The organism is Noviluteimonas lactosilytica (assembly GCF_020866925.1).
Lineage (GTDB): Bacteria > Pseudomonadota > Gammaproteobacteria > Xanthomonadales > Xanthomonadaceae > Noviluteimonas > Noviluteimonas lactosilytica.
The window spans coordinates 1,533,479-1,559,035 of record NZ_JAJGAK010000001.1 but is presented as its reverse complement, the minus strand read 5'-3'; the positions used below and the strand labels follow the sequence as shown (position 1 = coordinate 1,559,035).

Sequence of the window (25,557 nt, the reverse complement as noted above, 5' to 3'; positions counted from 1 at the left end):
CGTCACTTCACCGCGACAAGCTTCCCCGACGTCCCGTCGTGCATGTGCATCATCGATTCCATCATGTGCTCGTCGGCGCTCGAGCACACGCCGAGCAGCAGCACTTCCTCGCAGCCTTCCGCGGCGATGTACGCGTGGCCCATGTTGGAGTCGATGTACACCGCTTCGCCGGCTTCGAGCACGATCGGATCGTAGAACTCGGTGTGCACTTCGGCGCGGCCTTCGATGACGTGGATGTATTCCTCGCCGGGGTGGCGCACGAGTTCGCCGAACTCCTCGATGCTCTTCGCGCGCACGCGCGTGAGCACCGGGATCATGCGTTTGCGGCGCAGCTCGGGGCACAGGTAGAAGTAGTCGTAGTTCGGCGTGGTGACGCGCACCGCGTCGTCGATGCGGCCGATGCTTCGGCGCGCGGTGACCGCCGGCTCCGGCACCAGGCCTTCCTCGGCGAACAGTTCCGACATGCGGATGTTGAGGCGCTGGCTGATCAGCAGCAGCTTGTCGTAGGTGAGGCTGAGGCGGTCGTGCTCGACTTTCGACAGGGTCGAGAGCGGGATCCCGCATCGCTGGCTCATTTCCTTGAGCGTCCAGTTGTTCCTGTTTCGAAGGGCCCGGAGAAGGCTTCCGATCGTCTGGTGCTGCGGGGTCATGCGCAATCTCACTCCTGAATGGGCGAAACCCTCACCTTGGGGTTGTCGCCTTTGATACAGCCTGCCCGAATTTTAGGGGGGAATGACCAAAGTGGGTTGACAATTTTCCGATCAGGACATTTATTCTCCTAAACGGCCAATGGCGCGGGAGGCGCCTGGGCTGCCATTCAACTGGGGAGAGGAAAACGAGATGCGACTGATCAAACGCCCACTGTTCACCGCGCTGATGGCGCTCGGGGTCGCGTTCACCGCGGCCGCGCAGCAGCCGCCGGTGGACGTGCCGCCGACCACCGAAACATCGCCCGCGACATCCGCCGCGCCGCCGCCGGCCGACGCGATGCCCGATCCGACGCAGCGCCTGACCGCAACCGACCTGGAAGCCTGGCTCGACGGCTTCATGCCGTACGCGCTGGAGCAGACCGACGTCGCCGGTTCGGTGGTCGTGGTGGTGAAGGACGGCAAGGTGCTGCTCGAGAAGGGCTACGGCTTCTCCGATCTCGCCAAGCGCACGCCGGTCGATCCGGCGAAGACACTGTTCCGCCCGGGCTCGATCTCGAAGCTGTTCACCTGGACCGCGGTGATGCAGCTCGTCGAAGAGGGCAAGCTGAACCTCGACGAGGACGTCAACAAGTACCTCGACTTCCAGATCCCGGCCTACAACGGCAAGCCGGTGACGCTGCGCAACATCATGACCCACACCACGGGCATGGAAGAGGTGATCCGCGGCCTGATCGCGAACGACGAGAAGGATGTCCTTCCGCTCGACGCGACGCTCAAGCACTGGATCCCGGAACGCGTGTACGAGCCGGGCAGCACGCCCGCGTACTCGAATTACGCGACCGCGCTCGCCGGCTACATCGTGCAGCGCGTGTCGGGCCAGTCGTTCGACGATTACATCGAGCAGAACATCTTCCAGCCGCTGGAGATGAAGAACTCGACGTTCCGCCAGCCGGTGCAGAAGAACTTCCTCGCGATGACGTCGAAGGGCTACAAGTCGGCGTCGGACGGGAAGGAACAGCCGTACGAGTACATCAACCTCGCGCCCGCCGGCAGCCTGGCTTCGACCGGTTCGGACATGGGCAACTTCATGATCGCGCACTTGCAGCAAGGCGCGTTCGGCGACAAGCGCATCCTCCGCGAAGACACCGCGCGCGAGATGCACGGCACCGGCCAGACGTCGGTCGGTCCGCTCAACAAGATGATGCTCGGCTTCTACGAAACCACCGCCAACGGCCATCGCGCCATCGCGCACGGCGGCGACACGCAGTGGTTCCATAGCGACCTGCAGCTGTTCCTCGACGACAACGTCGGCATCTACGTGTCGACGAACAGTTCCGGCAAGGACGGCAGCGCACGCCTCATCCGCGACGGCCTGGTCACCGGTTTCGTCAATCGCTACCTGCCTTCGTCCGGTCCGACCTCCGGCGGCGCGGGCGCCGGCGTCGATGAAGCGACCGCCAAGCAGCACGCCGCGATGATCGCGGGCAGCTACAACAGCAGCCGCCGCGCCGATTCCAACTTCATGAATCTCGTCTACATGCTCGGCCAGACCAAGGTCAGCGTGAACGAGGACGGCACCATCAGCGTGCCGATGCTCGCCGGCTACAGCGGCGCGCCGAAGAAGTGGAAGGAAATCAGCCCGTTCGTGTGGCAGGACACCAACAGCGGCGACCGCCTCGCGGCCGACGTCGTCGACGGCAAAGTGACGCGCTTCAGCGCCGAACCGATCGCCTCGATCATGGTGTTCCAGCGCGCGGCCTGGTGGCAGACGCCGGCCGTGTTCCTGACGATGCTGTTCGGCTCGCTCATCGCGCTGCTGCTCACCGTCGTTGCGTGGCCGGTGTCGGCGCTGGTGCGTCGCCACTACGGCGCGAAGTACGCGCTCGCCGGCGCCGATGCGCGCGCGCATCGCTGGGTGCGCATCGCCTCGCTCGCGGTGCTCGCCTCCGTCGGCGGCATGGTCGCGATGATCTTCATCATGATGTCCGACCTCGGTTCCATGGGCCCGAGCGCCGACACGATGGTCATCCTGATGCGTTCGATCACGACGATCCTCCTGCCGATCGGCGCGGCGATCTCGCTGTGGAATGCGTGGACCGTGCTGCGCAGCAATCGCCGCATCTGGGCGAAGCTGTGGAGCGTCGTGATCGCCGCCTCGTGCCTGGCGCTGCTCTTCGTGGGCATCGCGACGCACCTCGTGGGCTTCAGCGCGAACTACTGACCGACCCTGCGCGCGGCGGCCACGTGCCGCCGCGCGCCTTCCGGAACCAATCAAGTGATCAAGACCGACCGCGTCGAACTCGCGCTGCGGAATGAACTGCTGCGCCTGTCCGCTCCCTTCCGCATCTCCGGCCACGTGTTCGAAAACTCGCCGGTGACCATCGTCAACCTCCGCCAGGGCCACCACATCGGTCGCGGCGAAGCGGCCGGCGTGTACTACACGCACGACACGCCCGCCGACATGCTGGAAACCCTCGAAGGCCTGCGCGACACGCTCGAGCAGGGCGTCACGCGCGAAGAACTGCGCCGCGTGTTGCCCGCCGGCGGCGCACGCAACGCCGTCGACTGCGCGTTGTGGGAACTCGAAGCGCGCACGCTCGGCATGCCGGCGTGGCAGCTGGCGGGACTCGCACAACCCAAGCCGCTCATCACCACGTTCACCGTCGGCGCCGATGCGCCGGACGTGATGGCGCAGAAGGCGCGCGCGTACGACCACGCCCGCGCAATCAAGCTCAAGCTCACCGGCGAAGCCGACCTCGACATCGCGCGCCTGCGCGAAGTGCGCAAGGCGCGACCCGACGTGTGGCTCGGCGTCGACGCCAACCAGGGCTACGTGCCGAACACGCTGGAACGCCTGCTGCCCGTGCTCGTCGAAGCGGACGTCTCGCTGCTCGAACAGCCGTGCCGCCGCAACCACGAAGAAGACCTCGACGGCATCGACCACGTCGTGCCGATCGCCGCGGACGAAAGCATCCTCGACCTCGAAGAACTCAACGAGCGCGCGCATCGCTTCGACGTCATCAACATCAAGCTCGACAAGTGCGGCGGCCTGACCGAAGGCCTGATGATGGCCAGGCGCGCGCGCGAACTCGGCAAGCGCGTGATGGTCGGCAACATGGTGGGCACGAGCCTGGCGATGGCGCCGGCGTTCGTGCTCGGCCAGCACTGCGACATCGTCGATCTCGATGGCCCGACGTTCCTCGTGCGCGATCGCACGCCGGGCGTCGTCTACGCCAACGGTCGCATCGATTGCCCCGACCACGTGTGGGGCGCACCGGACGCGGTGCTGTGACCAGCGCGGCCGCGACGCGCACCACTTCGACCCGGGGCTGGTTCTTCAACCAGCCGCCGGGCCTGGCGGTGCTGTTCTTCACCCAGATGTGGGAGATCTTCTCCTACTACGGGATGCGCACGCTGCTCGTCTACTACATGACGAAGCAGTTGCTCTTCAGCCAGCAGCACGCCTCGATGGTCTATGGCGTGTACGTGGCGACGTTCTACTTCACGCCGATCCTCGGCGGCGTCATCAGCGATCGCTGGCTCGGTCGCAAGCGCGCGGTGATGATCGGCGCGGCGATCATGTCGTTCGGCCACTTCCTGATGGCGTCGGAATCGCTGCTGTATTTCGCGCTCGCGGCGATCGCGATCGGCAACGGCCTGTTCCTGCCGAGCCTGCCGAGCCAGATCGACGATCTGTATGCGAAGGACGATCCGCGTCGCGGTTCGGCTTACAACTTCTATTACGTCGGCATCAATGTTGGCGGTCTTCTCGCACCGCTCGTGTGCGGCACGCTCGGCGAGTTGTACGGCTGGCACTGGGGCTTCGGCGCGGCGGGCGTGGGCATGCTGCTCGGCCTTGCGATCTACACGCTCGGTGCGCGCTGGCTGCCGCCGGAACGTCCGAGGACGCAGGCCGCGGCGAAGGCGATCGACGCACCGCGCATGCCGCGCGAAGCGATGCGCCAACGCATCCTCGCGCTGGTGGCGATCGGCCTGTGCGTGATGGTGTTCCGCGGCGCGTACGAACAATCGGGCAACACGATCGCGTTGTGGGCCGACGTCGGCCTCGATCGCAACGCAGGGTCGTTCCTGATCCCGATGACGTGGTTCCAGGCGCTCAATCCGCTGCTGGTCATCTTCCTTACGCCGCTGCTCGTGATGATGTGGACGAAGCAGGCACGCAACGGACGCGAGCCCTCGCCGGCGAAGAAGATGTCGCTCGGTGCATTCGGTGTCGCGCTCGCCTTCGCGATGCTCGCGTTCGTCGATGCGCAATCGGGCGGACATGCGAACTGGATGTGGCTCGCGTTGTTCTTCGTGCTGTTCACCGTCGGCGAGCTCTTCATCCTGCCGATCGGGCTCGGCGTGTTCGCGCGCCTCGCGCCCGGCGGCTACGCCGCAACGACCATCGCCGCCTGGTACTTCGCTTCGTTCGGCGGAAACCTGCTGGCCGGCGTGCTCGGCACCTTGTGGAGCGCGATGGGGCACGCGGCGTTCTTCGGCGTGATGGCTGCGGTCGCTTCGCTGGCCGGCGTGCTGCTGCGCTCGCTCGATTCGACGGTCCTCCGCGCCGAGGCCGCCAACGGGAATGGACGACCCGCCGACCAACGGTCTGAGGAACAAGCCCAGACCGGTTGACAGTTTTCCGATCAGGATGCTTCTATCCCGAGACGGACAAGAAAGACCTACCACACAACGCTTATTCGCTAAGCACCTTTGGGGAGAAGGGCAAATGCAGAAGCAACACCCGCGCGGCCGCGCATCGATGCGCCGCCACACGCTGACCACCGCGATCGCAATCACGCTGAGCGTCGGCTTCGCCGGCTCGGCCCTGGCGCAGGACGCAGCGCCGGCCGCCGCCGCCGACCAGCAGGCCTCGGGCCCGTCGGCCCAGCAGACGCCGCAGGAACTCGACAAGGTCACGGTCACCGCGAACAAGCGCGAAGAAAACATCCGCGAAGTCGCCGTTGCGATCACCAAGCTGAGCGACCAGCAGCTGGAGAACATCAACGCGACGCAGATGACCGACTACGCCAACTACGTGCCGGGCCTGGCGATCCAGTCCGGCGGCACGCCGGGCCAGACGCAGGTTTCGATGCGCGGCATCGCGGCGATGTCGCCGGGTTCGACCGTCGGCACCTACGTCGACGAAACGCCGGTCGGTTCCAACAGCCTCTACCAGCAGGCCACGCTGTACACGCTCGACCTGCTGCCCTACGACGTGGAAAGCATCGAAGTGCTGCGCGGTCCGCAGGGCACGCTGTACGGCGCGGGCGCGATGGGCGGCCTGATCAAGTACACGATGAAGAAGCCCGACGTGACGCAGGCCGAGTATCGCGTCGGCTTCGGCGTGTCGAGCACCGACAGTGCGGACGACTGGGGCACCAGTTACCGCGTCGGCGTGAACGTGCCGCTCAAGCAGGACGTGCTCGCACTGCGCGCCAGCTACGCGGGCAACAACATCGCCGGCTACGTCGACAACCTGTTCGACGGCCGCGAAGACATCAACGAAGGCGACCAGACCAGCGCGCGCGCCGCGCTGCTGTGGCAGGGCGACGGCGTCGATGTGACGTTCACCGCCATGCAGCAGAAGATCGACAGCGACAACAACGCCGTCATCGCGCTGGATCCGGTGACGCACGGCCGCATCGCCGGCCTGAGCAACTACGTCGGTGTCGACGAGAAGTTCACGAAGGACATCGACAACTACGCGCTGACCGTGAACTGGGACGCCGGCTTCGCCGACTTCGTCTCGGCGACCAGCTACGCCGATTCCCAAACGTTCACGCGCAGCGACCTGACGTTCTCGTTCGGCGAGTATCCGCTCGCGTTCGTGCCGCTCGATCCGACCCTGGAAGCGGGCAAGGCCAACCTCGACTACTCGCTCGACCTGCAGCAGTTCACGCAGGAGTTCCGCCTGCAGTCGAAGGCGGGCACGGCGTTCGAATGGCTGGTCGGTGCGTTCTACTCGAAGGAAGACGGCGACAACCACCAGTTCATCCCGCTCGTCCAGATGGATGGCCAGCCGCTGCCCGCGCCGTGGGACGACGAGATCGGCGTGCTCGGTGAACTCTTCATCCCGAGCACCTACGAAGAGACCGCGGTGTTCGCGAACGGCGCGTACAAGTTCACCGACGCGTTCAAGCTCGGCGCCGGCGTGCGCTGGGCGCGCAACGACCAGGACTTCACGCAGAACGTCACGCAGGGCGTCATCCTGCCGATCGGCTCGAATACGAACACGTCGAGCGAAGACGTGGTGACGTGGAGCATCACGCCGCAGTTCCAGATCAACGAAGACACGATGGTGTACGCGAAGGCGTCGACCGGCTACCAGCCGGGCGGCCCCAACATCCTCGCGCCGGGCCTGCCGCCGACCGTCGATTCCTCCATGCTCACCAGCTACGAGCTCGGCCTGAAGTCCGCGTTCGCCGACAACCGCGTGCTGTTCGACCTCACCGCGTACCAGATCGACTGGACCGACATCCAGGTCGCTTCGCTGGTCAATGGCATCAGCGGCCTGGTCAACGGCGGCGAAGCGACGAGCCGCGGCCTCGAGGCCTCGGTGCTCGTGCGTCCTGCCGACGGCCTGACGCTCGGCCTCAACGCCGCGTACAACGACGCCCGGATCGACGAAGACTTCCCGACGATCACGGTCAACCCGGCCGGCGACATCCCGGGCATCGGCCTCGTGCGCCTCGACGTCAACACCGGCCTGGAAGGCGATCGCATGCCCTACGTGCCCGACCTGACGTGGTCGTTCACCGCCGACTACTACTACCCGGTGAGCAACGGCTGGGCGTTGAACGTCGGCGGCGGCCTGCGCTGGGTCGACGATCGCGCCAACGGCACGACCTACCGCGAAATCATCAGCACCGTCGATCCGGTCGTTCCGCTGATGACGACGATCAACGAGCCGCTGGTCATCGGCAGCTACAACGTGCTCGATCTGTACGCGTCGTTCTCCAACGAGAAGTGGACGCTGCGCACCTACGTCAAGAACGCGACGGACGAGCAGGCGTATTCCACGATGAACAACGTCACGGGCGAGGTCACCGGCATCACGCACTTCACCGCCGCGTCGCCGATCCAGCCGCGCATGTTCGGCATCGAGGTCGATTACCGCTTCTGACCGACCTCGAAGACCGCACAGATGTCTGAGCTCACGTTGCCCCAGCCTTACCTGTTGTTCCTCGGCGACACGACCGAGCCCGGTTACGCGAAGACAGCGTTCGGATTGCGCGATTGGGCGCCCGAACGCTGCCTCGGCGAGTTCTCCGTCGCGGGGGCGACGGTGACCACCGGGTTGCCGTTCCTCACGCCCGCGCAGGCGCATGCCGCCGGCGCGCGCGCGATGGTGATCGGCGTGGCCAACGCGGGCGGATTCATTCCGCCCTCGTGGGTCGAGGCCCTGGTCGAAGCCCTGCGTGCAGGGCTCGACCTGGTCGGCGGGATGCACGCGCGATTGCGCGACTTCCCGGTGTTGCGCGACGTCGCCGCGGAACACGGGCGTCGCCTGATCGACGTGCGCGTGCCGCCTTCGCCGATTCCCGTCGGCACCGGCAAGCCGCGCACCGGCAAGCGGTTGTTGACCATCGGCACCGACTGCGCGCTCGGCAAGAAGTACACCGCGCTCGCACTGACGCGCGCTTTCCATGCACGCGGCGTCGATGCGACGTTCCGCGCGACGGGACAGACCGGCATCCTCATCGCGGGCGGTGGCATCCCGATGGATGCGGTGGTCGCGGACTTCGCGGCCGGCGCGGCGGAAATGTTGTCGCCCGATGCGGCGCCGTCGCACTGGGATGTCATCGAAGGCCAGGGCTCGCTGCACCATCCCGCGTATGCGGGCGTGTCGCTCGGGCTGCTGCACGGCAGCCAGCCCGACGTGCTCGTCGTGTGCCACGAACCCGGACGCGAGCGCGTGCTCGGTCATCCGGACTATCCGGTGCCCGGCCTGCGCGACACGATCGAACTCGCGTTGCGGCTCGGGTCGCGTACGTCGCCGCGGATTCGCTGCGCGGGCGTGAGCCTCAACACCGGCAAGCTCGATCCGCAGGAAGCGCAGCGCGTCATCGATGCGGAAAGCGAACGGCTCGGCTTGCCGGTCGCCGATCCGATGCGCGGCGGGGACAGCTTCGCGCGCCTCGTGGCATCGTGCCTCGCATGAGGTTGCACGCATGAGCTCGCGCTTCCAGCGCTGGATCCTGCCGGGCCTGGCGTTCAAGGCGGCGGTGATCGGCGGCGGTTACGCCACCGGTCGCGAACTCGCGGAGTACTTCATCCCGAGCGGGCCGCAGGGCGGCGTCGCGGCGATCCTCGTCGCGATGCTCGCGTGGAGCGGCATGTGCGCGCTGACGTTCGCGTTCGCGCACGCCACGCGCAGTTTCGATTACCGCAGCTTCTTCGCGGAACTGCTCGGGCCGTTCGCGTTCGTGTTCGAACTCGCGTACCTGGTGTTCATGGTGTTGATCCTCGCCGTGTTCGGCGCGGCGGCGGGTGCGATCGGGCAAGCCGTCTTCGGCTGGCCCACGCTGGTCGGCACGTTGCTGCTGATGCTCGGCATCGGCGCCTTCACCGCCTACGGCAACCAGTCGGTGGAGCGCCTGTTCAAGTGGGTGTCGTTCCTGCTGTACGGCGTGTACGTGCTGCTGGTGATCTTCGTGCTCACGAAATTCGGCGGGCAGGCGGCGCAGCAATTCGCAACGCCGGTGCCGACCGATGGCTGGCTCTCGGGCGGGCTCACCTACGCCGGTTACAACATCGTCGGCGCAGTGATGATCCTGCCGCTCGCGCGCCATTTCCTGACGCGCCGCGACGCGGTGGTGGCGGGCGTGATCGCCGGGCCGCTCGCGATGCTGCCGGGCCTGCTGTTCTTCGTGTGCATGATCGCGTGGTATCCGTCGATCGGCGCGGAAGCGTTGCCGTCCGACTACATGCTGCGCCAGCTCGACATGCCGGTGTTCCACTTCCTGTTCCAGGCGATGATCTTCAGCGCGTTGCTCGAGAGCGGCGCGGCGTGCGTGCATGCGGCCAACGAGCGCATCGCGACGCACTGGCGCACGCGGCGCGCGGCGGAACTCTCGATCAAGGCGCGCTTCGCGATCGCGAGCGTGTTGCTGGTCGGTTCGATCTTCATCGCCGCGCGCTTCGGTCTCGTCGACCTGATCGCACGCGGCTACCGCGCATTGGCGTGGCTGTTCCTCGTTGTGTACGTCCTTCCGTTGCTGACCATCGGCGTGTGGCGCCTGTGGCGGCGCGCGTCGCGGCCGCTGGCCGCGTCGCATTCCTAGATTTCAGACACGTATCACTCTCGAGAAAGAGGAGGCTCGATCGATGAATCGACGTCATGCACGTTCTGCCATCGCCATCCTGGCGACGCTGTGGATCGCGAATACCGCGCTGGCCGCGCAACCCGCTGATCTTGATGAGCACGCACTGGATGCCCGCGTCGAAGCATCATTGAAGGAATACGGCGTGCCCGGCCTTGCGATCGCGATCGTCGAAGACGGCAAGCCCGTTTACACGAAGGGCTACGGCGTGCGTCGCCTCGGCTCCAGTGAAACGGTCGACGCCGACACGATCTTCCCCACCGGTTCCACCGGCAAGGCGGTCACCGCCGCCGCGCTCGCCGTGCTCGTCGACGACGGCAAGCTCGCGTGGGACGACAAGGTCATCGATCACATGCCGTGGTTCCGCATGTACGACCCGTGGGTCACCAACGAGATGACGGTGCGCGACCTGCTCGTGCATCGCAGCGGCCTCGGCCTCGGCGCGGGCGACCTGATGTTCGTGCCGTCGTCGTCGCGCAGTCGCAAGGACACCGTGCAGGCGCTGCGCTACATCAAGCCGGCGACGAGTTTCCGCAGCGGCTACGCGTACGACAACGTGCTGTACGCCGTCGCAGGCCAGCTGATCGAGGAAGTGAGCTGGCAGTCGTGGGAGAAGTTCGTCAAGGAGCGTGTGTTCAAGCCCGCGGGCATGACGAGCTCCGTCACCGAGCAGTCCGCGCGTTTCGCGAATCCCAACCGCGCGTGGCCGCATGCGCGCCTCGGTGGCCGCGTGCGCGGCATGGGCGAGCAGGGCGTGCTCGACGAACGCAAGACGCTCGGCGACAACGCCGCGCCCGCCGGCGGCATCTCCTCCAGCGCGAACGACATGGCGCACTGGTTGCAGGTGCAACTCGGCCACGGCACGTGGACGAACGCCGACGGCAAGCAGGTCAAGGTGTTCAGCGAAGAGCAGTCGAAGCAGATGTGGACGCCCGCCGTGCTGACGCCGACGGCGAAGTACCCGGGCAAGATCGCCGACTACTCGCCGCAGTTCTCCTCGTACGCGCTGGGTTGGAGCGTGCGCGACTATCGCGGCGTGAAGACCATCGAGCATGGCGGCGCCGTGTTCGGCGTGCAGGCGTACGTCGCGATGATCCCCGAGAAGAACGTCGGCATCGCGGTGTTGATGAACGCCGAAGACTTCCAGGTGATGCGCGGCATCGCGGTCGAATTGCTCGACCACTACCTCGGCGCGCCGAAGAAGGATTGGGTCGCCGCCTTCGACGAGTTCACCGAAACCCGCCAGCAGGGTGGCGTCGCGGCGCTCGACGAAGCCGCGAAGACGCGCAAGGCCACGGGCGGCAAGCCGACGCTGCCGGTCGCCAGCTACGCCGGACGTTACAAGGATGCCTGGTATGGCCCGATCGACATCAAGAACGAAAAGGGCGGCCTGCGCGTCGACTTCACGAAGACGCCGGGCATGGTCGGTCGCCTCGAACACGTGCAGTACGACACCTTCCGCGCGGTGTGGGACGACGCGAACATCGAACCCGCGCTCGTGACCTTCGGCCTCGGCGCCGAAGGCAAGGTCGACCGCATCACGATGAAGGCCGAATCGCCGATCGCGGACTTCAGCTTCGACTACCAGGATCTGCTTTTCACGCCCGCCGCGGCGAACTGACGCGCGTTGGGTGGACCCCGAAAGCCCCGCGTAAGCGGGGCTTTTTTTGTGCGGCGCACGTGACGTTAAGATCGGCGCTTCAGGGGAAGCCGCAAGGGGAATCGCATGCGCCGTTTCGTTGGAGCCGCCTGTTTCGCCGCCGTCGGCGGTCTCGTCGTCATCGCGGGCCACGCGCAGGAACCCGAAGCCCCCAAGGCCGACGCCCCCATCGTGCTGCAGGCCGCGCACTTGTTCGACGGCAAGAGCGGCCAACTCGTGTCGCCCGGTCGCATCGTCGTGCGCGGCACGAAGATCGAAGCGGTCGGACGCGATGTCGCCGCGCCCGCCGGGGCGCAGGTCATCGACCTCGGCGATGCGACGCTCGTGCCCGGCTACATCGACGCGCACACGCACATCGCCGGCGACTACGACGAGAGTTGGACGCGCGGTTTCTACAACTCGATGATGCGCTTGCCGGTGGAGCAGTCCTTCCACGCGCAGGCGAACGCGAAGGCGACGCTGCAGGCCGGCGTCACCACGGTGCGCGAAGTGGGCGCGGCCGACTACATCGACGTCGCCTTGCGCAACGCGATCGCCGAAGGCCTGGTCGAAGGGCCGCGCATGCTGGTGTCGGTGCATGCGATCGGTTCGACCGGCGGCCACTGCGATGCATCTGCGTTCCCGCCGGGCCTGGTGCGCGAGTTCGGCGAGCAGGACGGCGTGTGCAATGGTGCCGATTCATGCCGAATCGCGGTGCGCGAGCAACTGAAGTACGGCGCGGACAACATCAAGGTCTGCGCGTCGGGCGGCGTGTTGTCGGAAAGCGACCCCGTCGACGTGCCGCAGCTGACGAAGGAAGAACTCGAAGCGATCGTCGACGAGGCGCACGCATGGCGCCGCAAGGTCGCCGCGCACGCGCACGGCGACCTTGCGGCGCGCATGGCGATCGATGCCGGCGTGGATTCGATCGAACATGGCAGCTTCCTCACGACCGAAACGCTCACGCGCATGAAGGAGAAGGGCGTCTACCTCGTGCCCACGCGCATGACCGTCAAGTTCGTCGAGGAGAAGGCGAGCACGTATCCGCCGAAAGTTGCCGGAAAAGCACGCGCGGCCGCGGCGTCGCACGGCGACATGATGCGCAACGCATTGCGCATCGGCGTGCCGATCGCGATGGGCACCGACGCCGTCGTGTACCCGCACGGCAAGAACGGGCAGGAGTTCGGCGACTACGTCGAACTCGGCATGTCGCCGGCGCAGGCGTTGATGACCAGCAGCCTCGGTTCGGCGCGCCTGCTCGGCATCGAGGGCGAGACCGGCACGCTCGAGTCCGGCAAGTTCGCCGACATCGTCGCCGTGCCCGGCGACGTGCTGCAGGACATCCGCGCCACCGAGCGCCCGGTGTTCGTCATGAAGCAGGGCCAGGTGGTGCGCAACACGCGCTGAGGGCAGCGATACCCGGAGTCACGCGGAGACCGCTCCCCCCGATGGGTGAAACAGTCGCTGGAAGCGCCGCTGGCGCGGCCATCCAGCGTTGCTTCGTTTCGAACCCCACCGGAAAGCCGACATGAATCGCACGAAGCTGTCCTGCGTTCCGACCTTGCTCGCCACCGCGTTGCTCGCCGCGTGCGGAGGCGGGAGCAGCGATTACGGCATGGTGCGATCGAACCCGCCGCCACCGGCGCCGCCGCCCCCGGTGTCGACGGAACCCTGCTCCGGCACGATGACGACCGACTGCACCGTCGCGCCGACGCAGGCGGAACCGGTGTTGGAGATGACCGACGGGCGCACGAGCGCCCACGCGCTCATCAAGCAAGGCGACGGCACGCTGTCGCTCGGGACCGGCACGTTCGCGTTCGCCGGCGGCACCGACGTCCAGGCGGGTGGCCTGGTCATCAACTACGACGCGGTCCTGGCATCGAATCTAGCGATCGCCGCCGATTCGGGCGTGTCCGTCATCGGCGCGATCGAAGGCCACGTCGACGTCGCGGAGAACGGCAACCTCTACCTGTACGGAACGATCACGGGCAACGTCGCCAACGCAGGCTTCCTCTCGGCCGACACGGTCGACGGCGTCGCGTACCCGCAGCGCATCGAAGGCGACTTCGTGCAGACCGAGACCGGCACGCTGACCGTGCTGATCAGCGCCGACCGTCCCGTGATGCTGGAGGTCACCGGGCTGGCGCAACTGGCCGGCCTGGTCCAGATGATGCAGGGCATCGACTGGGACTACATGGGGTATCCGTTGCCGGAAACGCCGAGCGCGGTGCCGATCCTGCACGCCGATGGCGGCGTATCGGGCGAATTCGCGGATTGGGGTTCGCCCGGCCTCTTCGTCGAAGGCGCATTGCGCTACGAGCCCAACGATGTGTTCTTCGACGTCACCGCCGTTTCCGCGGAAAGCGTCATGGCGGCCGCCCCGGTCGGCGATGCGCTCACGCTGGAGGCGGCGCGACGGTTCGACGGAATGCTCGCGGCCACCGGCGCCGCGAAGGGCACGTTCGATCCGCGCGCATTGTCGCAGGCGCAGGATCGCCTGCTGCGCTCGGCGGCGATCGTGCAACGCATCGACGATTACGCGCAGGCCGTGCGCACGTTCGACAGCCTGTCGGGCCACGGCCACGTCGCGGCCGTCGATGCCTATATGCAGAACGCATTGCAGGCCGCGCCGACCATCGCCGCGCATCTCGACGCGACGCCGCGCGGCGCGAACGGAAGCTGGGCCGCGCAACCGGCGACGTTCGCGGTCGCGGGCGGCACGTTCCAGCAGAAGCCGACGTTCGGCTACGACCTGCAACTCGCGAACGGCACGCGCGTGGGCAGCAGCGTCGCGTGGAGCGAAGGCACGCTGGATCTCGCGCGCGGTGGCGGTGTCGCGCAAAGCCGCGCGCCGCAGTTCAACGTGTACGTGCACCACGCAGGCCAGCGCGGATACGCGACCGGCATGATGGGGTTCAGCCGCCAGGCGATGGACCTGGAACGCACCATCGACCTCGGCGGCATCTCGCAACTCGCGCACACGCGGCGCGACGTCGACACGACGTTCGGTTATTTCGAATCGGGCCGCGCGATGGCATTCGGCGGTGGCCGCATCACGCCGTTCGCGGCCGCGCACTGGTCGCAGGCGCGCGCGGGCGCGTTCGCGGAGCAGGGCGTCACCGGCTTCGAGCTCGTCGGCGATGCGTCGCTGCACGAGCGGCTCGGCGGCGACATCGGCGCGCGGTGGACGCGCGACTGGGGCTGGAACTCGGGCCACTGGCTGCGACTGGATGCAGGCATGCGCCATCGCCACCTGTTCCAGGCGAGCGACGTGGCGCAGGTCGCCTATGTCGGCGCGCCCGGCTGGATGTTCGACCTGCACGGCGCGCCGGTCGACCGCGATGCGCAAATGTATTCGTTCGGCCTGGTCGGTGGGCGCGATGCGCGCTGGGCGTGGTCGTTGCGCTTCGACTCGTACGCGGAAGACAACGCGATGTCGTTCGCGTTCGGGCGCGGGTTCTGATGCGGGCGACGCGAAGGGTCAGACGATGCGTTCGATCAGCGCCTGGAACCGCGGATGCCCGTGCAGCGGGTCCAGGTCGCTGTCGTGCTCCATCCACGCGCGGTCGCCCCAGCCGAGGCTGACCGCGCGTTCGAGCAGGTCGATCGCGCGTTCCTGGTCGCCCTGTTCCGCGTAGAAACAGGCGACGTTGTAGAGCACGACCGGTTCGTCCTGCGCCTGCTTCAATGCCTGCTCGGCCATCTGCACGGCCTTGTCGCGTTCGCCGACGCGATACAGGTTCTGCGCGGCGAAGTAGAGCGCGCGCGTGTCGTGCGGGTTGAGCTTGATGTGCCTCTCGAGCGTGCCGAGCGCACCGAGGCGCACGCGCATCTCGTCCTGCTTGCGGCCGAGCGATGCCAGCGTCTGCGCGAGGAACAGCGGCACCTGGAAATCGGTCGGGCTCACCTCTGCCGCGCGTGCGTACATCTTCGCGGCCTTCTCGTAGTCGCCGCGCGAGGAGCAGGCGAGGCCGTAGTAGTGCCAGGCATCGAACAGGTTCGGGTTCAACGTGATCGCGGTGTCGAATTCGCGCTCGGCGTCGTCGTAGCGCTCGCTGATCAGCAGCGCCAGGCCGCGCGAGGCATGCGCCTCGGCGGACTCGCGATCGAGCACCACGGCCTGGTCGCTGGCGCGATTGGCCTTCTCGACGTTCTCCGGCGTGGCTTCCGCGTAACGGTAGAGATGCGAATACGCATCGGCCATGCCTGCATACGCGAGCGCGTACTTGGAATCGACGCCGATCGCCTGCTCGAACATCCGGATCGCGTGTTCGTAATCGCGCCGCGCCATCGAGTACATGTAGCTGCGGCCGCGCAGGTAGTAGTCGTACGCCTCGGGGTCGCTCGTCGCGACGGACTGGATCGCACGCCGTTCCTGCGGCGTCAGGGTCACGCGCAGCGCCTTGACGATGCTGTGCGCGATGTCGTCCTGGATGGTGAAGACATCCTTGAGTTCGCGATCGTAGGTTTCCGACCACAGGTGCGAGTCGCTGCCGGTGTCGATCAACTGCGCGGTGATGCGCACGCGCTCGCCGGCCTTGCGCACGCTGCCTTCGAGCACCGTGGAGACGCCGAGATCGCGCGCGACATCGGCGATGCCGAAATCCTTGGCCTTGTACGCGAACGACGACGTGCGCGAAGCGACCTTCAACTGCGGCAGTTGCGTGAGCAGGTTGAGGATCTCTTCGGCGATGCCGTCGCTGAAGTATTCGTTTTCGGTATCGCCGCTCATGTTCACGAAGGGCAGCACGGCGATCGTGCGGCGGCCGTCGTCGACGGCAGCATGGAGCCTGCGGGCCGGCGGCTCGGCGGTGGGTTCGGCGGGGATGGCGGGTGTCGCGATCGGAGCGGCAGCGGGCGTCGCTGCGAAGGTGGTCGATGGCGCGGGCGCCGACGGGCTCGACGGTGCGGGCGCCGCTTGCGGCGGATCAGTCCGCGCGGGCGTCGCGACCGAACCCGGCGGATCGTCGCGTTCGGCCTGCATCGGCGGCGTCCGCTCGATTCCCTTCGGCCCCGCGTCGAACATCCACGCCATCGCCAGGGCGATCGGCAGGCCGAGCACGACCAGCGCAATGACCAGCGTGACCGACCACTCGGGCAGGTGCAGTCCGGGCATGACGGTCGCGGCGACCTGGATCACCAGCCAGCCGGCCACGGCATAAACGACGAGGACGCGCACGACGCGTCGACGCCGCAACTCCGCGAACAGCCGCCCCAGCGCGCCCGCCATCTGCTCCTCCGCCGGGGTCGCAAGATGCGCCCCCGATCTTCGAGCCAACGTGCCGCACGGCGCATCTCGGACAGTCGCTGCGACATGGAGCCGACCGGCACTTGGACTAGACTGCCGCCAGGACCGCGGAGGCCGCCATGGACGCCATCGACCTGCTCGAAACCATCGAGGAAGAGACCGGCCCCGATCCGCGCTGGTCGGTGCTGTGGCTGCATGGGCTCGGGGCCGACGGCCACGACTTCGTCCCGCTGGTGCCTGAGCTTGCGCGTCCCGGCTGGCCGTCCGTGCGTTTCGTCTTCCCGCATGCGCCGGTGCGCGCGGTGACGATCAACGCCGGCATGCGCATGCGCGCGTGGTACGACATCCGCGACTTCGACCTCGCCAATCGCGCCGATGCCGAAGGCGTCGCGGTGTCGACCGCGCAGGTCGGCGCATTGCTCGATCGCGAACAGGCGCGCGGCATTCCGCCGGAACGCATCTTCCTCGCGGGCTTCTCGCAAGGCGGCGCGATCGCGCTGGCCAGTGCGTTGAAGCGCACGACACCCTTGGCGGGCGTCGTCGCGTTGTCCACCTACATCCCGATGTCGCACGACGCCGCGCGCGACCTCGCGACCCCCGAAGCGCGCAGGCAACCGGTGTTCCTCGCGCATGGCGAGGCCGATCCGGTGATCCCGGTGCAGGCAGGGCATGCGAGCGCGAAGACGCTGCAGGACCTCGGCTTCGACGTCACGTGGCGCACGTATCCGATGCCGCACGCGGTGTGCCCGGAAGAAGTGCGCGACCTCGGCGACTGGTTCGCTCGCAGGTTCGACGCCTGACCATGGAGCCCGCTCCCGGCGAACCCTGGTTGCCGGACCTGTGCCGCCTCGGGCGGCTGGCCACCATGCTCGGCGTCGCCGAACTGGTCGTGTGCGTCATCGCGCTCGCGCCCTCGGCCGACGCGGAATGGACGGCGGCGCGTTTCGCATCCGCGAGCGCGTTCGCGCTCTGGCTCGCGCTGACCGTCTCGGTGGTGCTGTGCGTGGCGCGCCGGCCCCTGTCGCGATTGCGCCCGTGGGTGGGCGGCACCGCGGCGGTGCTGGTCGCGGCCCTGATCTCCGCCACCGGCGCGGCGCTCGTCTTTGCGGTCGATCGCGGCCTGTCGTACGGGCTGGTGCCGGACTCGATGCAGCTGTCGCGCTTCGTCGGCGGCAGCGCGGCGATCGCGACGCTGATCGTTGCCGTGGTGCTGCGCTATCTCTACGCGGTCGATGGCTGGCAGGCGCAGGTGCGCGCCAGCTCGCGCGCCGAGGCCGACGCGTTGCAGGCGCGCATCAAGCCGCACTTCCTTTTCAACAGCATGAACACCATCGCCCTGCTGGTCCGCCGCGACGCCGTGGTGGCCGAGCGCGCGGTGCTCGACCTGTCGGACCTGTTCCGCGCGGCGCTGATCGCGGGGGAGGGCGAGTCGACCCTCGCCGAGGAAGTCGAACTGGCCGAGCGCTACCTGTCGATCGAACAACTGCGCCTGGGCGATCGCCTGCAGGTGCGCTGGCGACGCAACGAACCCCTGCCCTGGCAGCTCAAGCTGCCGCGGCTCGTGCTCCAGCCCCTGGTCGAAAACGCGGTCCTGCACGGCGTTTCGCGCCTGCCCGCGGGGGGCACCATCGACATCGAACTCTCGGTCCGCCCCGACGGCCTGCACCTGAGCGTCCACAATCCCGCCCCGCCGCCGCGGGAGCGCGACACGATGGTGGACGCCCGCGCCACGGAAGGCAGGGGCGGAACCGGCCACGCACAACGGAGCATCGCCCATCGACTCGCATATGCATTCGGACCCCGCGCACGCGTGCAAGGACGCTGGCATGAGGGCTACTATCTGGCTGAGCTTCGAATCCCCCTCTAAGCAGGAGGCTTCTCGATGAGAGTGCTGATCGCCGACGACGAACCGCTCGCGCGCGAACGCCTGCGGGATCTGCTGGCGGAACAGCCAGGCATCGAACTTGTCGCAGAAGCCGGCGACGGGCGCGAAGCATTGCATGCCTGCGCGACGCATCACCCCGATCTCGTGTTGCTCGACATCGCGATGCCCGGCATCGACGGTCTCGAGACCGCACGCCATCTCGCCGCCTTCGAACCACGACCGGCCGTGGTGTTCTGCACCGCGTACGACGCGCACGCGCTCTCCGCGTTCGAAGCCGCCGCGATCGACTACCTCGTCAAGCCCGTGCGTCCCGAACGCCTGGCCGCCGCGCTCGAACGCGCGCGCACCTTCGCCGCGGGCCGCACCGGCAATGGCAGCGGCGGCGCCGACGGCATGACGCAACCCGACCAGCGCCGCACGCACCTGTGCGCGAGGCTGCGCGGCAGCCTGCGCCTGATCCCGATCGAAGACGTGCACTACCTCCAGGCGGAGGAGAAATACGTCGTCGTGCACCACGCGCGCGGCGAGGACCTCATCGAGGAATCGCTGAAGTCGCTGGAAGAAGAATTCGGCGACCGCTTCGTGCGCATCCACCGCAACTGCCTGGTGGCGCGCCACGAGATCGTCGAACTCAAGCGCGCCCCCGACGGCCACGTGCAGGCGGTCCTGCGGCACGGCGAGCATCCGCTGGAAGTCAGCCGCCGCTGCGTGGCGCATTTGCGCGAGACGGTGAAGCATCTGTAGGCAAGGACGGGGAAACGGGAAACCAGAAGCGGGAAACGGGAGGCAGGATTCCACTTCGGCCGACGGACTCGCGAGCCGGATCGAACCTTGCCTCCCGTTTCCCGCTTCTGGTTTCCCGTTTCCCTCTCTACGCATGCGCGATAATCCCGCCATGCCCCAACTCCGCATCGCCACCCGCAAAAGCCCGCTCGCCCTCTGGCAAACGGAACACGTCGCCGACCGCCTGCGCACCGCGCATCCGGGGCTCGACGTCGTGCTCGTACCCATGAGCACGCGTGGCGACGAAGTGCTCGATCGTTCGCTCGCGGCGATCGGCGGCAAGGGGCTGTTCCTCAAGGAACTCGAGATCGCGATGCAGCGCGGCGAAGCCGATTGCGCGGTGCATTCGCTGAAGGACGTGCCGATGGTGCTCGAACCGGGCTTCGCGATGCCCGCGATCCTGGCGCGCGCCGACCATGCGGATGCGTTCGTCAGCAACAAGCACGACAACCTCGATGCGTTGCCGCAGGGCGCGATCGTCGGCACCTCGTCGTTGCGTCGCCAGGCGCTGTTGCGCGCGCGCAGGCCCGACCTCGAATTGCGCGACCTGCGCGGCAACGTCAACACGCGCCTTTCGAAGCTCGATGCGGGCGAGTACGACGCGATCGTGCTCGCGTGCGCAGGGCTCGCGCGACTCGGCTTCGAATCGCGCATCCGCGCGCGCATGGACGCGCCGGACTGGTTGCCCGCGCCCGCGCAGGGCGCGATCGCGATCGAATGTCGCGACGACACGCCGGAGATGTTCGCGCTACTCGCCGCGCTCGACGATGCGGCGACGCGCGAGTGCGTCGAAGCGGAGCGCGCGATGAACCGTGCGCTGCACGGGAGTTGCCACGTGCCGGTTGCGGGGTTCGCGCGGCGCGTGGGCGCGGAACTTCATCTCGAAGGCCTCGTCGGCTCTGCGCAGGATGGCCGCTTCGTTCGCGCGGAAGGTCGAGGCACATCGCCCGAAGCGCTCGGCACGGAAGTCGCGCAGCGCCTGCTCGCGCAGGGCGCGCGCGATTTCATCGACGCGCAGTAAGCCGGGGATCGCAAGGGGCGTTGCCCCTTGCCTCGCGACGTCAGTAGTACAGCGTGACCATGTGCTTCGCTTCGGCGAAGAACAACCACCGTTCGACAAACGCGCCCGCCACCGCGCACAACGCGGCCGCCGTGAACCACGGCGCAAGATCGGCGTGGACGAAGATCCACGCCGGCAACAACAGCAATACCGGCAGCACCGCGAACAACACCACGGCAATGCGACGCAGCCACTTCGCATGGCGGCGCGCGACGACGAAGCCCATTTCCTTCGTCAAATAGTTCGCCTCGGTGTGCGGGCGCTCGAACACGCTGACCGTGCGCTGCGGCAGGCCGACCGCGTCCCCGCGCGTTGCGGGGAGCGGCGTATCGATGTCGCGCCAGTACTTCAGCTTCAGCACGCACAGCACGATCGCCGCGACGATGCCGCCGAACGCCGCCATGTTGGTGATCGGGCGACCGAGCAACGTCGCGATCGCGCAGAACAGCAGGCCGCCGGTGAACAGCGCGAACACGCCGTAGACGAACGGCACGAAGCGATGCCGCCACGCGGGGATCGGCTTCAGCGACGCGTAGATCATCGCGGTGCAGTGCACGGTGACCAGCGCCGCGACCATCGCGAGCAATGCGACGGCCTTGCCCGCGAGCGACAACGCCGCGCGACCGGATGCGTCGGACGAAATCTGCGACGGCAACAACGCCAGCGCCAGCAGCAACGCGACGCCGAATGTCGCCATCGCCGCCACGCCTTCGCGCGACAGCCACGACGTCCGCCACTGCGAGAACGCGCGCCAGGCGCGTGCCGGCTTGCCGAGGTGCAGCATCGAGCTCAGCAACCCGATCGTCGACAGCACGATCGCCAGCGCGATGGAAACGAGCAGCGTGCGCGCCGCGCTCTGCCCGGTCAGCGCGTGCCACCCGGCCCAGAACAGCAGCCCGTAGCCGGCGCCCGACAGGGTGGTGAAGAAAATGACCGACAGCGCGGGATGCATCGTCGTGGTTACTCCAGCACGACCGCGGTGCCCGACGCCGTCACCATCAGCATCGAACCGCCTTCCTGGATCTGGATCGTCTCGTAATCCAGGTCGACGCCGACGACGGCGTTGCAACCGAGTTCGCGCGCCTGTTCGATCATGTCCTCGATCGCTTCTTCCTTCGCCGTGCGCAGCACTTTTTCGTACGAGCCCGAGCGGCCGCCGAGGATGTCGCGGATGCCGGCGAAGAAGTCGCGGAACATATTCGCGCCGAGGATCGCGTCGCCGCCGACCAACCCCTTGTAGGCGACGATGCGGCGACCTTCGATCGTGTGCGTGGTGGTGACGAGCACCGTGGGCTTGTCGGCCATGGCAGGTTCCTCAGCGGCGAAGGAGACGGTCGAGCCAGCGCTTCGGCGTGGCATCGGATTCAGTCGGGGCATCGGCGAGCGCGACATCGCCTTCGTTCGCGCGACGCGGGCGCGGCGGGAGGTAGCGATTGACCGGCGCGTATCCGAGTTCGGGCAGCAGCGGAAGGCCGCCGCGTTCGGCGACGAGCTTGCTGACCTTCGATTCCGGATCGCCGAGGTCGCCGAAATGGCGCGCGCGCGTCGGGCACACCTGCACGCACGCGGGCTCGCGTTCGGATTCCGGAAGGTTCTCGTTGTAGATGCGGTCGACGCAGAGCGTGCATTTCTTCATCACGCCTTCGACTTCGCTGTACTCGCGCGCGCCGTACGGACAGGCCCACGAACACAGCTTGCAGCCGATGCACTTGTCTTCGTCGACGAGCACGATGCCGTCGGACGCGCGCTTGTAGCTCGCGCCGGTCGGGCAGACGGTGACGCACGCGGGCGTTTCGCAATGCAGGCACGAGCGCGGGAAGTGCAGCGTCATCGCGGGCTGTTCTTCCAGCGGCGCGACCTCGTAACTGTGCACGCGGTTGAACCACACGCCGCTCGGGTCCTTCGCGTACGGCTTCTCGTCGGTCACCGGGCCGGCGACGCCGCCGCTGTTCCACTGCTTGCAACCGGTCGCGCACGCGTGGCAACCCACGCACGTGTCGAGGTCGATGACGAGCCCGAGCTTCTTCTTCGACGGCGGCGGCAGGTCGGTCATGGTGTTTTCTTGTTCGGCTCGGTCTTGCCGGGATGTTCGCGATTGCGCGAGGCGGCGCCATAGCGCAGCGGTCGCTCGTCGGCTTCACGAAACGCCAGTGGCGGGAACTGCGGTTCGCTTTCGCCCGTCGTTTCGGACTTGCGGATGCGCACGCGCAGGTCGAACCACGCCGCCTGCCCGGTCACCGGATCGGCGTTCGCGTATTCGCCCTTCGGCGTGACGTCGGAGATGAGATGGTTGAGCAGGAAGCCCTTCGTGCCTTCCGGCGCGTCCTTCGCCAGACGCCACGCGCTGCGGCGCTTGCCGATCGCGTTCCAGGTCCACACGGTGTCGGGCTGCATGTTGCCGGCGAAGCGCGCCTGCACGGTGATCGTGCCGTGGTGCGAATCGACGTCGACCCAGTCGCCGTCGGCCAAGCCGTACTTCGCACCGGTCGACGGATGCACGTACAGCGCGTTGCGCGCCTGGATCTGCCGCAACCACGCGTTCTGCGAACCCCACGCGTGGTACATGTACATCGGACGCTGCGTGATGGCGCTGAGCGGATAGGTTTCGCGCGACGTCTCGTCGTGCTCGAACGGCTCGTACCAGATCGGCATCGGATCGAAGTACGTCGCCACGCGCGTGCGGTGTTCGTCGGGCGGCTGCAGCGCGCCATGGCCGTGCGCGGCCAGGCGGAACTTCTGCAAGGTCTCCGAGTACAGCTGCATCACGATCGGCTGGTCGCTACCGATGAAACCGAGGCGATGCGCCCACTGCAGGTAATCGCGGTTCGCCATCTTGTAATAGCGCGCCGAGTCCGGCACAGGCGTGTGCCAGAAGCCGCCGTGTTCGATGTAGCGCTGCAACTGGTTCGGGTTCGGCGCGCCCTTGCCTTCGAGCGAACCATCTTCGCCGCGCCAACCTGCGAGCAGGCCGACGCCGGGCGCGCGTTCGTGGCGCACGATGTAGTCGGCGTAGTCGCGGTACTTCGGCGTGCCGTCGACTTCGATCATGCCGGGCAAACGCAGGCGCGCACCGAGGTCGAGCAGCACCGACTGGAAGCCGCGCACGTCGCGCGCGCGCCCGTCGTCGGTCGGCTGCGTGGCGGGATCGAAGATCGGATGGCGGATGGCGTCGCTCGCGCCATCGGCATCGGAGATCGGGCGATCGAGCAGCGAGATCGCATCATGCCGTTCGAGGTACGTGGTGTCGGGCAGCACGAGGTCCGCGTACGCCACCATCTCCGACGCGTACGCATCGCTGTAGATGATGTGCGGGATGCGGTATTCGCCGTCCTCGAACTTGTCGGTCAGCCAATGCATCGTCTCGGCGGTGTTCATCGCCGAGTTCCAGCTCATGTTCGCCATGAACATGAGCAGCGTGTCGATGCGGTAGGGATCGCCCGCCCACGCGTTGCGGATCATCGTGTGCATCATCCCGTGCGCGGCGAGCGGATACGCCCACGAATACGCATGGTCGATGCGGCGCGGCTGGCCGTCTTCGTCGACGACGAGGTCTTCGGGGCCATGCACGAAACCGAGCGGCGCAGCGTCGAGGCCACCGTCGTCGCGGCGCTTCTTGCCGGGGCGATTGGGTGGCGGCAGCGGTTTCGGGAACGGCGGCTGGAAGCGGAACGAGCCCGGCGCATCCACCGCGCCCAGCAGCAACTGCAACACGTGCAACGCGCGGCAGGTGTGGAAGCCGTTGCTGTGCGCGCTGATGCCGCGCATCGCGTGCATCGACACGGGACGGCCGACCATCTCGTCGTGTTCGCGGCCCCACGAATCGGTCCAGCGGATCGGCAGCGAGAGCTTCGAGTCGAACGCGGCGGCCGCGAGTTCGCGCGCGATGCGGCGGATCGTCGTCGCGGGCACGCCGCAACGTTCGCTCACCGCGTCGGGCGAATATTGCGGATCGAGGTAACGCTCGGCGAGCAACTGGAAGACGGGGACGGCGGTGCGGCCATCGGGCAGCGCGTATTCACCGACGACCACCGGCGCGATGTCGATCGACTGCGCATCCACCGCGCCGCGTTCGCGATCCCAGCACAGCGCCTTGCCGTCGGCGTCGCGCGCGAACAGGCCATCGTCCGCGCCACCGGGATTGCGCACGACGAGCCAGTGCGCATTCGCGTAACGCACGAGGTAATCGAGGTCGATGCGGTCGCTGCGCAGCAGTTCGTGGATCAGCGCGAACGCGAACAGGCCGTCGGTTCCGGGGCGTATGCCGATCCATTCATCGGCGATCGCGCCATAACCGGTGCGCACCGGATTGACCGCGACGATCTTCGCGCCGCGCGCCTTGAGCTTCCCGAGCCCGAGCTTGATCGGATTGGAATCGTGGTCCTCGGCGACGCCCCACAACATCAGGTACTGCGTGTGGTCCCAGTCGGGTTCGCCGAATTCCCAGAACGAGCCGCCGAGCGTGTACAAGCCGCCCGCGGCCATGTTCACCGAACAGAAACCGCCGTGCGCCGCGTAGTTGACCGTGCCGAACTGCTGCGCCCACCAGCCGGTGAGCGCCTGCGACTGGTCGCGGCCGGTGAAGAAGGCGAGGGCATCGGGGTTGTTCGCGCGCAGCGGCGCGAGCCAGGACGTCGCGATCCGCATCGCCTCGTCCCACTCGATTTCCTTGAACTCGCCCTTGCCGCGTTCGCCCGTGCGCAGCAACGGGCGCGTCAGCCGCGCCGGCGAATAGTGCTGCATGATCCCGGCCGACCCCTTCGCGCACAGGACGCCGCGGTTCACCGGGTGATCGGGATTGCCCTGGATGTAGCGGATGCGCCCGTCCAGGGTCCACACCTTGATGCCGCAACGGCACGCGCACATGTAGCAGGTCGTCGCGTGGACGGCGTCGCCGGGGGACGGAGACGGATTGAGCTCGGGCTCGCGCATGGGGAGCGATTGTAGGACGTTCGCATCTGCTTTA

The 25,557-nt window shown here is 67.4% G+C and carries 19 protein-coding genes; 13 read left to right on the top strand and 6 right to left on the bottom strand.

Going from position 1 to position 25,557, the window contains the following annotated elements; all coding sequences use genetic code 11:
* Nucleotides 1-2 precede the first annotated feature (2 nt).
* A complete protein-coding gene (locus LK996_RS07485) occupies nt 3-650 on the bottom strand; it encodes a helix-turn-helix domain-containing protein (RefSeq protein WP_255656494.1) in 648 nt (215 codons plus the stop codon).
* Nucleotides 651-840: 190 nt separating this feature from the next.
* Between LK996_RS07485 and LK996_RS07480 the strand changes: the two genes are divergently transcribed.
* The 9 genes from LK996_RS07480 to LK996_RS07440 all read left to right on the top strand — a co-directional run bounded on the left by LK996_RS07480 (nt 841) and on the right by LK996_RS07440 (nt 15,081).
* Nucleotides 841-2,871 carry a serine hydrolase domain-containing protein gene (locus tag LK996_RS07480; protein WP_230526491.1) on the top strand — a complete coding sequence of 677 codons (2,031 nt, stop codon included), beginning with the start codon at nt 841-843 and terminating at the stop codon, nt 2,869-2,871.
* A 54-nt stretch (nt 2,872-2,925) separates the two neighbouring features.
* On the top strand, nt 2,926-3,942 hold the full coding sequence (locus LK996_RS07475; RefSeq protein WP_230526490.1) for a dipeptide epimerase: 1,017 nt from the start codon (nt 2,926-2,928) through the stop codon (nt 3,940-3,942).
* The gene (locus tag LK996_RS07470) at nt 3,939-5,288 is read left to right on the top strand and encodes a peptide MFS transporter (protein ID WP_230526489.1); all 1,350 of its coding nucleotides are present in this window, start codon (nt 3,939-3,941) and stop codon (nt 5,286-5,288) included. The genes LK996_RS07475 and LK996_RS07470 overlap by 4 nt, the downstream gene beginning before the upstream one ends.
* A 94-nt stretch (nt 5,289-5,382) precedes the next feature.
* Nucleotides 5,383-7,779 carry a TonB-dependent receptor gene (locus LK996_RS07465; protein ID WP_230526488.1) on the top strand — a complete coding sequence of 799 codons (2,397 nt, stop codon included), beginning with the start codon at nt 5,383-5,385 and terminating at the stop codon, nt 7,777-7,779.
* Between the two features lie 21 nt (nt 7,780-7,800).
* Nucleotides 7,801-8,817, top strand: a complete 1,017-nt coding sequence (locus LK996_RS07460) for an N-acetyltransferase DgcN family protein (RefSeq protein ID WP_230526487.1) — start codon at nt 7,801-7,803, stop codon at nt 8,815-8,817.
* Nucleotides 8,818-8,827: 10 nt separating this feature from the next.
* Nucleotides 8,828-9,940 carry a YkvI family membrane protein gene (locus LK996_RS07455; protein ID WP_230526486.1) on the top strand — a complete coding sequence of 371 codons (1,113 nt, stop codon included), beginning with the start codon at nt 8,828-8,830 and terminating at the stop codon, nt 9,938-9,940.
* A gap of 43 nt (nt 9,941-9,983) precedes the next feature.
* Nucleotides 9,984-11,600: a serine hydrolase gene (locus LK996_RS07450; protein ID WP_230526485.1), complete on the top strand. Its 1,617-nt coding sequence runs from the start codon at nt 9,984-9,986 to the stop codon at nt 11,598-11,600.
* A 105-nt stretch (nt 11,601-11,705) separates the two neighbouring features.
* Entirely contained in the window at nt 11,706-13,025 is a 1,320-nt protein-coding gene (locus LK996_RS07445) for a metal-dependent hydrolase family protein (protein ID WP_230526484.1), read from the top strand.
* A 121-nt stretch (nt 13,026-13,146) separates the two neighbouring features.
* Nucleotides 13,147-15,081 carry an autotransporter outer membrane beta-barrel domain-containing protein gene (locus LK996_RS07440; RefSeq protein ID WP_230526483.1) on the top strand — a complete coding sequence of 645 codons (1,935 nt, stop codon included), beginning with the start codon at nt 13,147-13,149 and terminating at the stop codon, nt 15,079-15,081.
* 18 nt (nt 15,082-15,099) lie between these two features.
* On the opposite strand, the gene LK996_RS07435 is transcribed toward LK996_RS07440, so the two are convergent.
* The gene (locus tag LK996_RS07435; RefSeq protein ID WP_230526482.1) at nt 15,100-16,848 is read right to left on the bottom strand and encodes a TPR end-of-group domain-containing protein; all 1,749 of its coding nucleotides are present in this window, start codon (nt 16,846-16,848) and stop codon (nt 15,100-15,102) included.
* A 137-nt stretch (nt 16,849-16,985) separates the two neighbouring features.
* Here LK996_RS07435 and LK996_RS07430 point away from each other — a divergent pair, with 137 nt between their 5' ends.
* The 4 genes from LK996_RS07430 to hemC all read left to right on the top strand — a co-directional run bounded on the left by LK996_RS07430 (nt 16,986) and on the right by hemC (nt 20,555).
* The gene (locus tag LK996_RS07430; protein WP_230526481.1) at nt 16,986-17,666 is read left to right on the top strand and encodes an alpha/beta hydrolase; all 681 of its coding nucleotides are present in this window, start codon (nt 16,986-16,988) and stop codon (nt 17,664-17,666) included.
* Between the two features lie 2 nt (nt 17,667-17,668).
* Nucleotides 17,669-18,733, top strand: coding sequence for a sensor histidine kinase (locus tag LK996_RS07425; protein WP_230526480.1), 1,065 nt, complete (start codon nt 17,669-17,671; stop codon nt 18,731-18,733).
* 15 nt (nt 18,734-18,748) lie between these two features.
* Nucleotides 18,749-19,495, top strand: coding sequence for a LytR/AlgR family response regulator transcription factor (locus LK996_RS07420; protein WP_230526479.1), 747 nt, complete (start codon nt 18,749-18,751; stop codon nt 19,493-19,495).
* A 151-nt stretch (nt 19,496-19,646) separates the two neighbouring features.
* The gene (gene hemC, locus LK996_RS07415; RefSeq protein ID WP_230526478.1) at nt 19,647-20,555 is read left to right on the top strand and encodes a hydroxymethylbilane synthase; all 909 of its coding nucleotides are present in this window, start codon (nt 19,647-19,649) and stop codon (nt 20,553-20,555) included.
* 40 nt (nt 20,556-20,595) lie between these two features.
* Here the strand turns inward: hemC and LK996_RS07410 are convergent, their stop codons facing one another.
* The 4 genes from LK996_RS07410 to LK996_RS07395 are packed head-to-tail and all read right to left on the bottom strand — an operon-like array spanning nt 20,596 to nt 25,523.
* Entirely contained in the window at nt 20,596-21,546 is a 951-nt protein-coding gene (locus LK996_RS07410) for a dimethyl sulfoxide reductase anchor subunit family protein (protein WP_230526477.1), read from the bottom strand.
* An 8-nt stretch (nt 21,547-21,554) separates the two neighbouring features.
* Complete coding sequence (locus LK996_RS07405; protein WP_255656486.1) at nt 21,555-21,899, bottom strand: heavy metal-binding domain-containing protein; 345 nt, start codon at nt 21,897-21,899, stop codon at nt 21,555-21,557.
* 10 nt (nt 21,900-21,909) lie between these two features.
* Entirely contained in the window at nt 21,910-22,647 is a 738-nt protein-coding gene (locus LK996_RS07400) for a 4Fe-4S dicluster domain-containing protein (RefSeq protein WP_305068719.1), read from the bottom strand.
* Nucleotides 22,644-25,523 (bottom strand): molybdopterin oxidoreductase family protein, encoded by a 2,880-nt coding sequence (locus tag LK996_RS07395; protein WP_230526476.1) that lies wholly within the window; start codon nt 25,521-25,523, stop codon nt 22,644-22,646. The genes LK996_RS07400 and LK996_RS07395 overlap by 4 nt, the downstream gene beginning before the upstream one ends.
* Between the last annotated feature and the right edge of the window lie 34 nt (nt 25,524-25,557).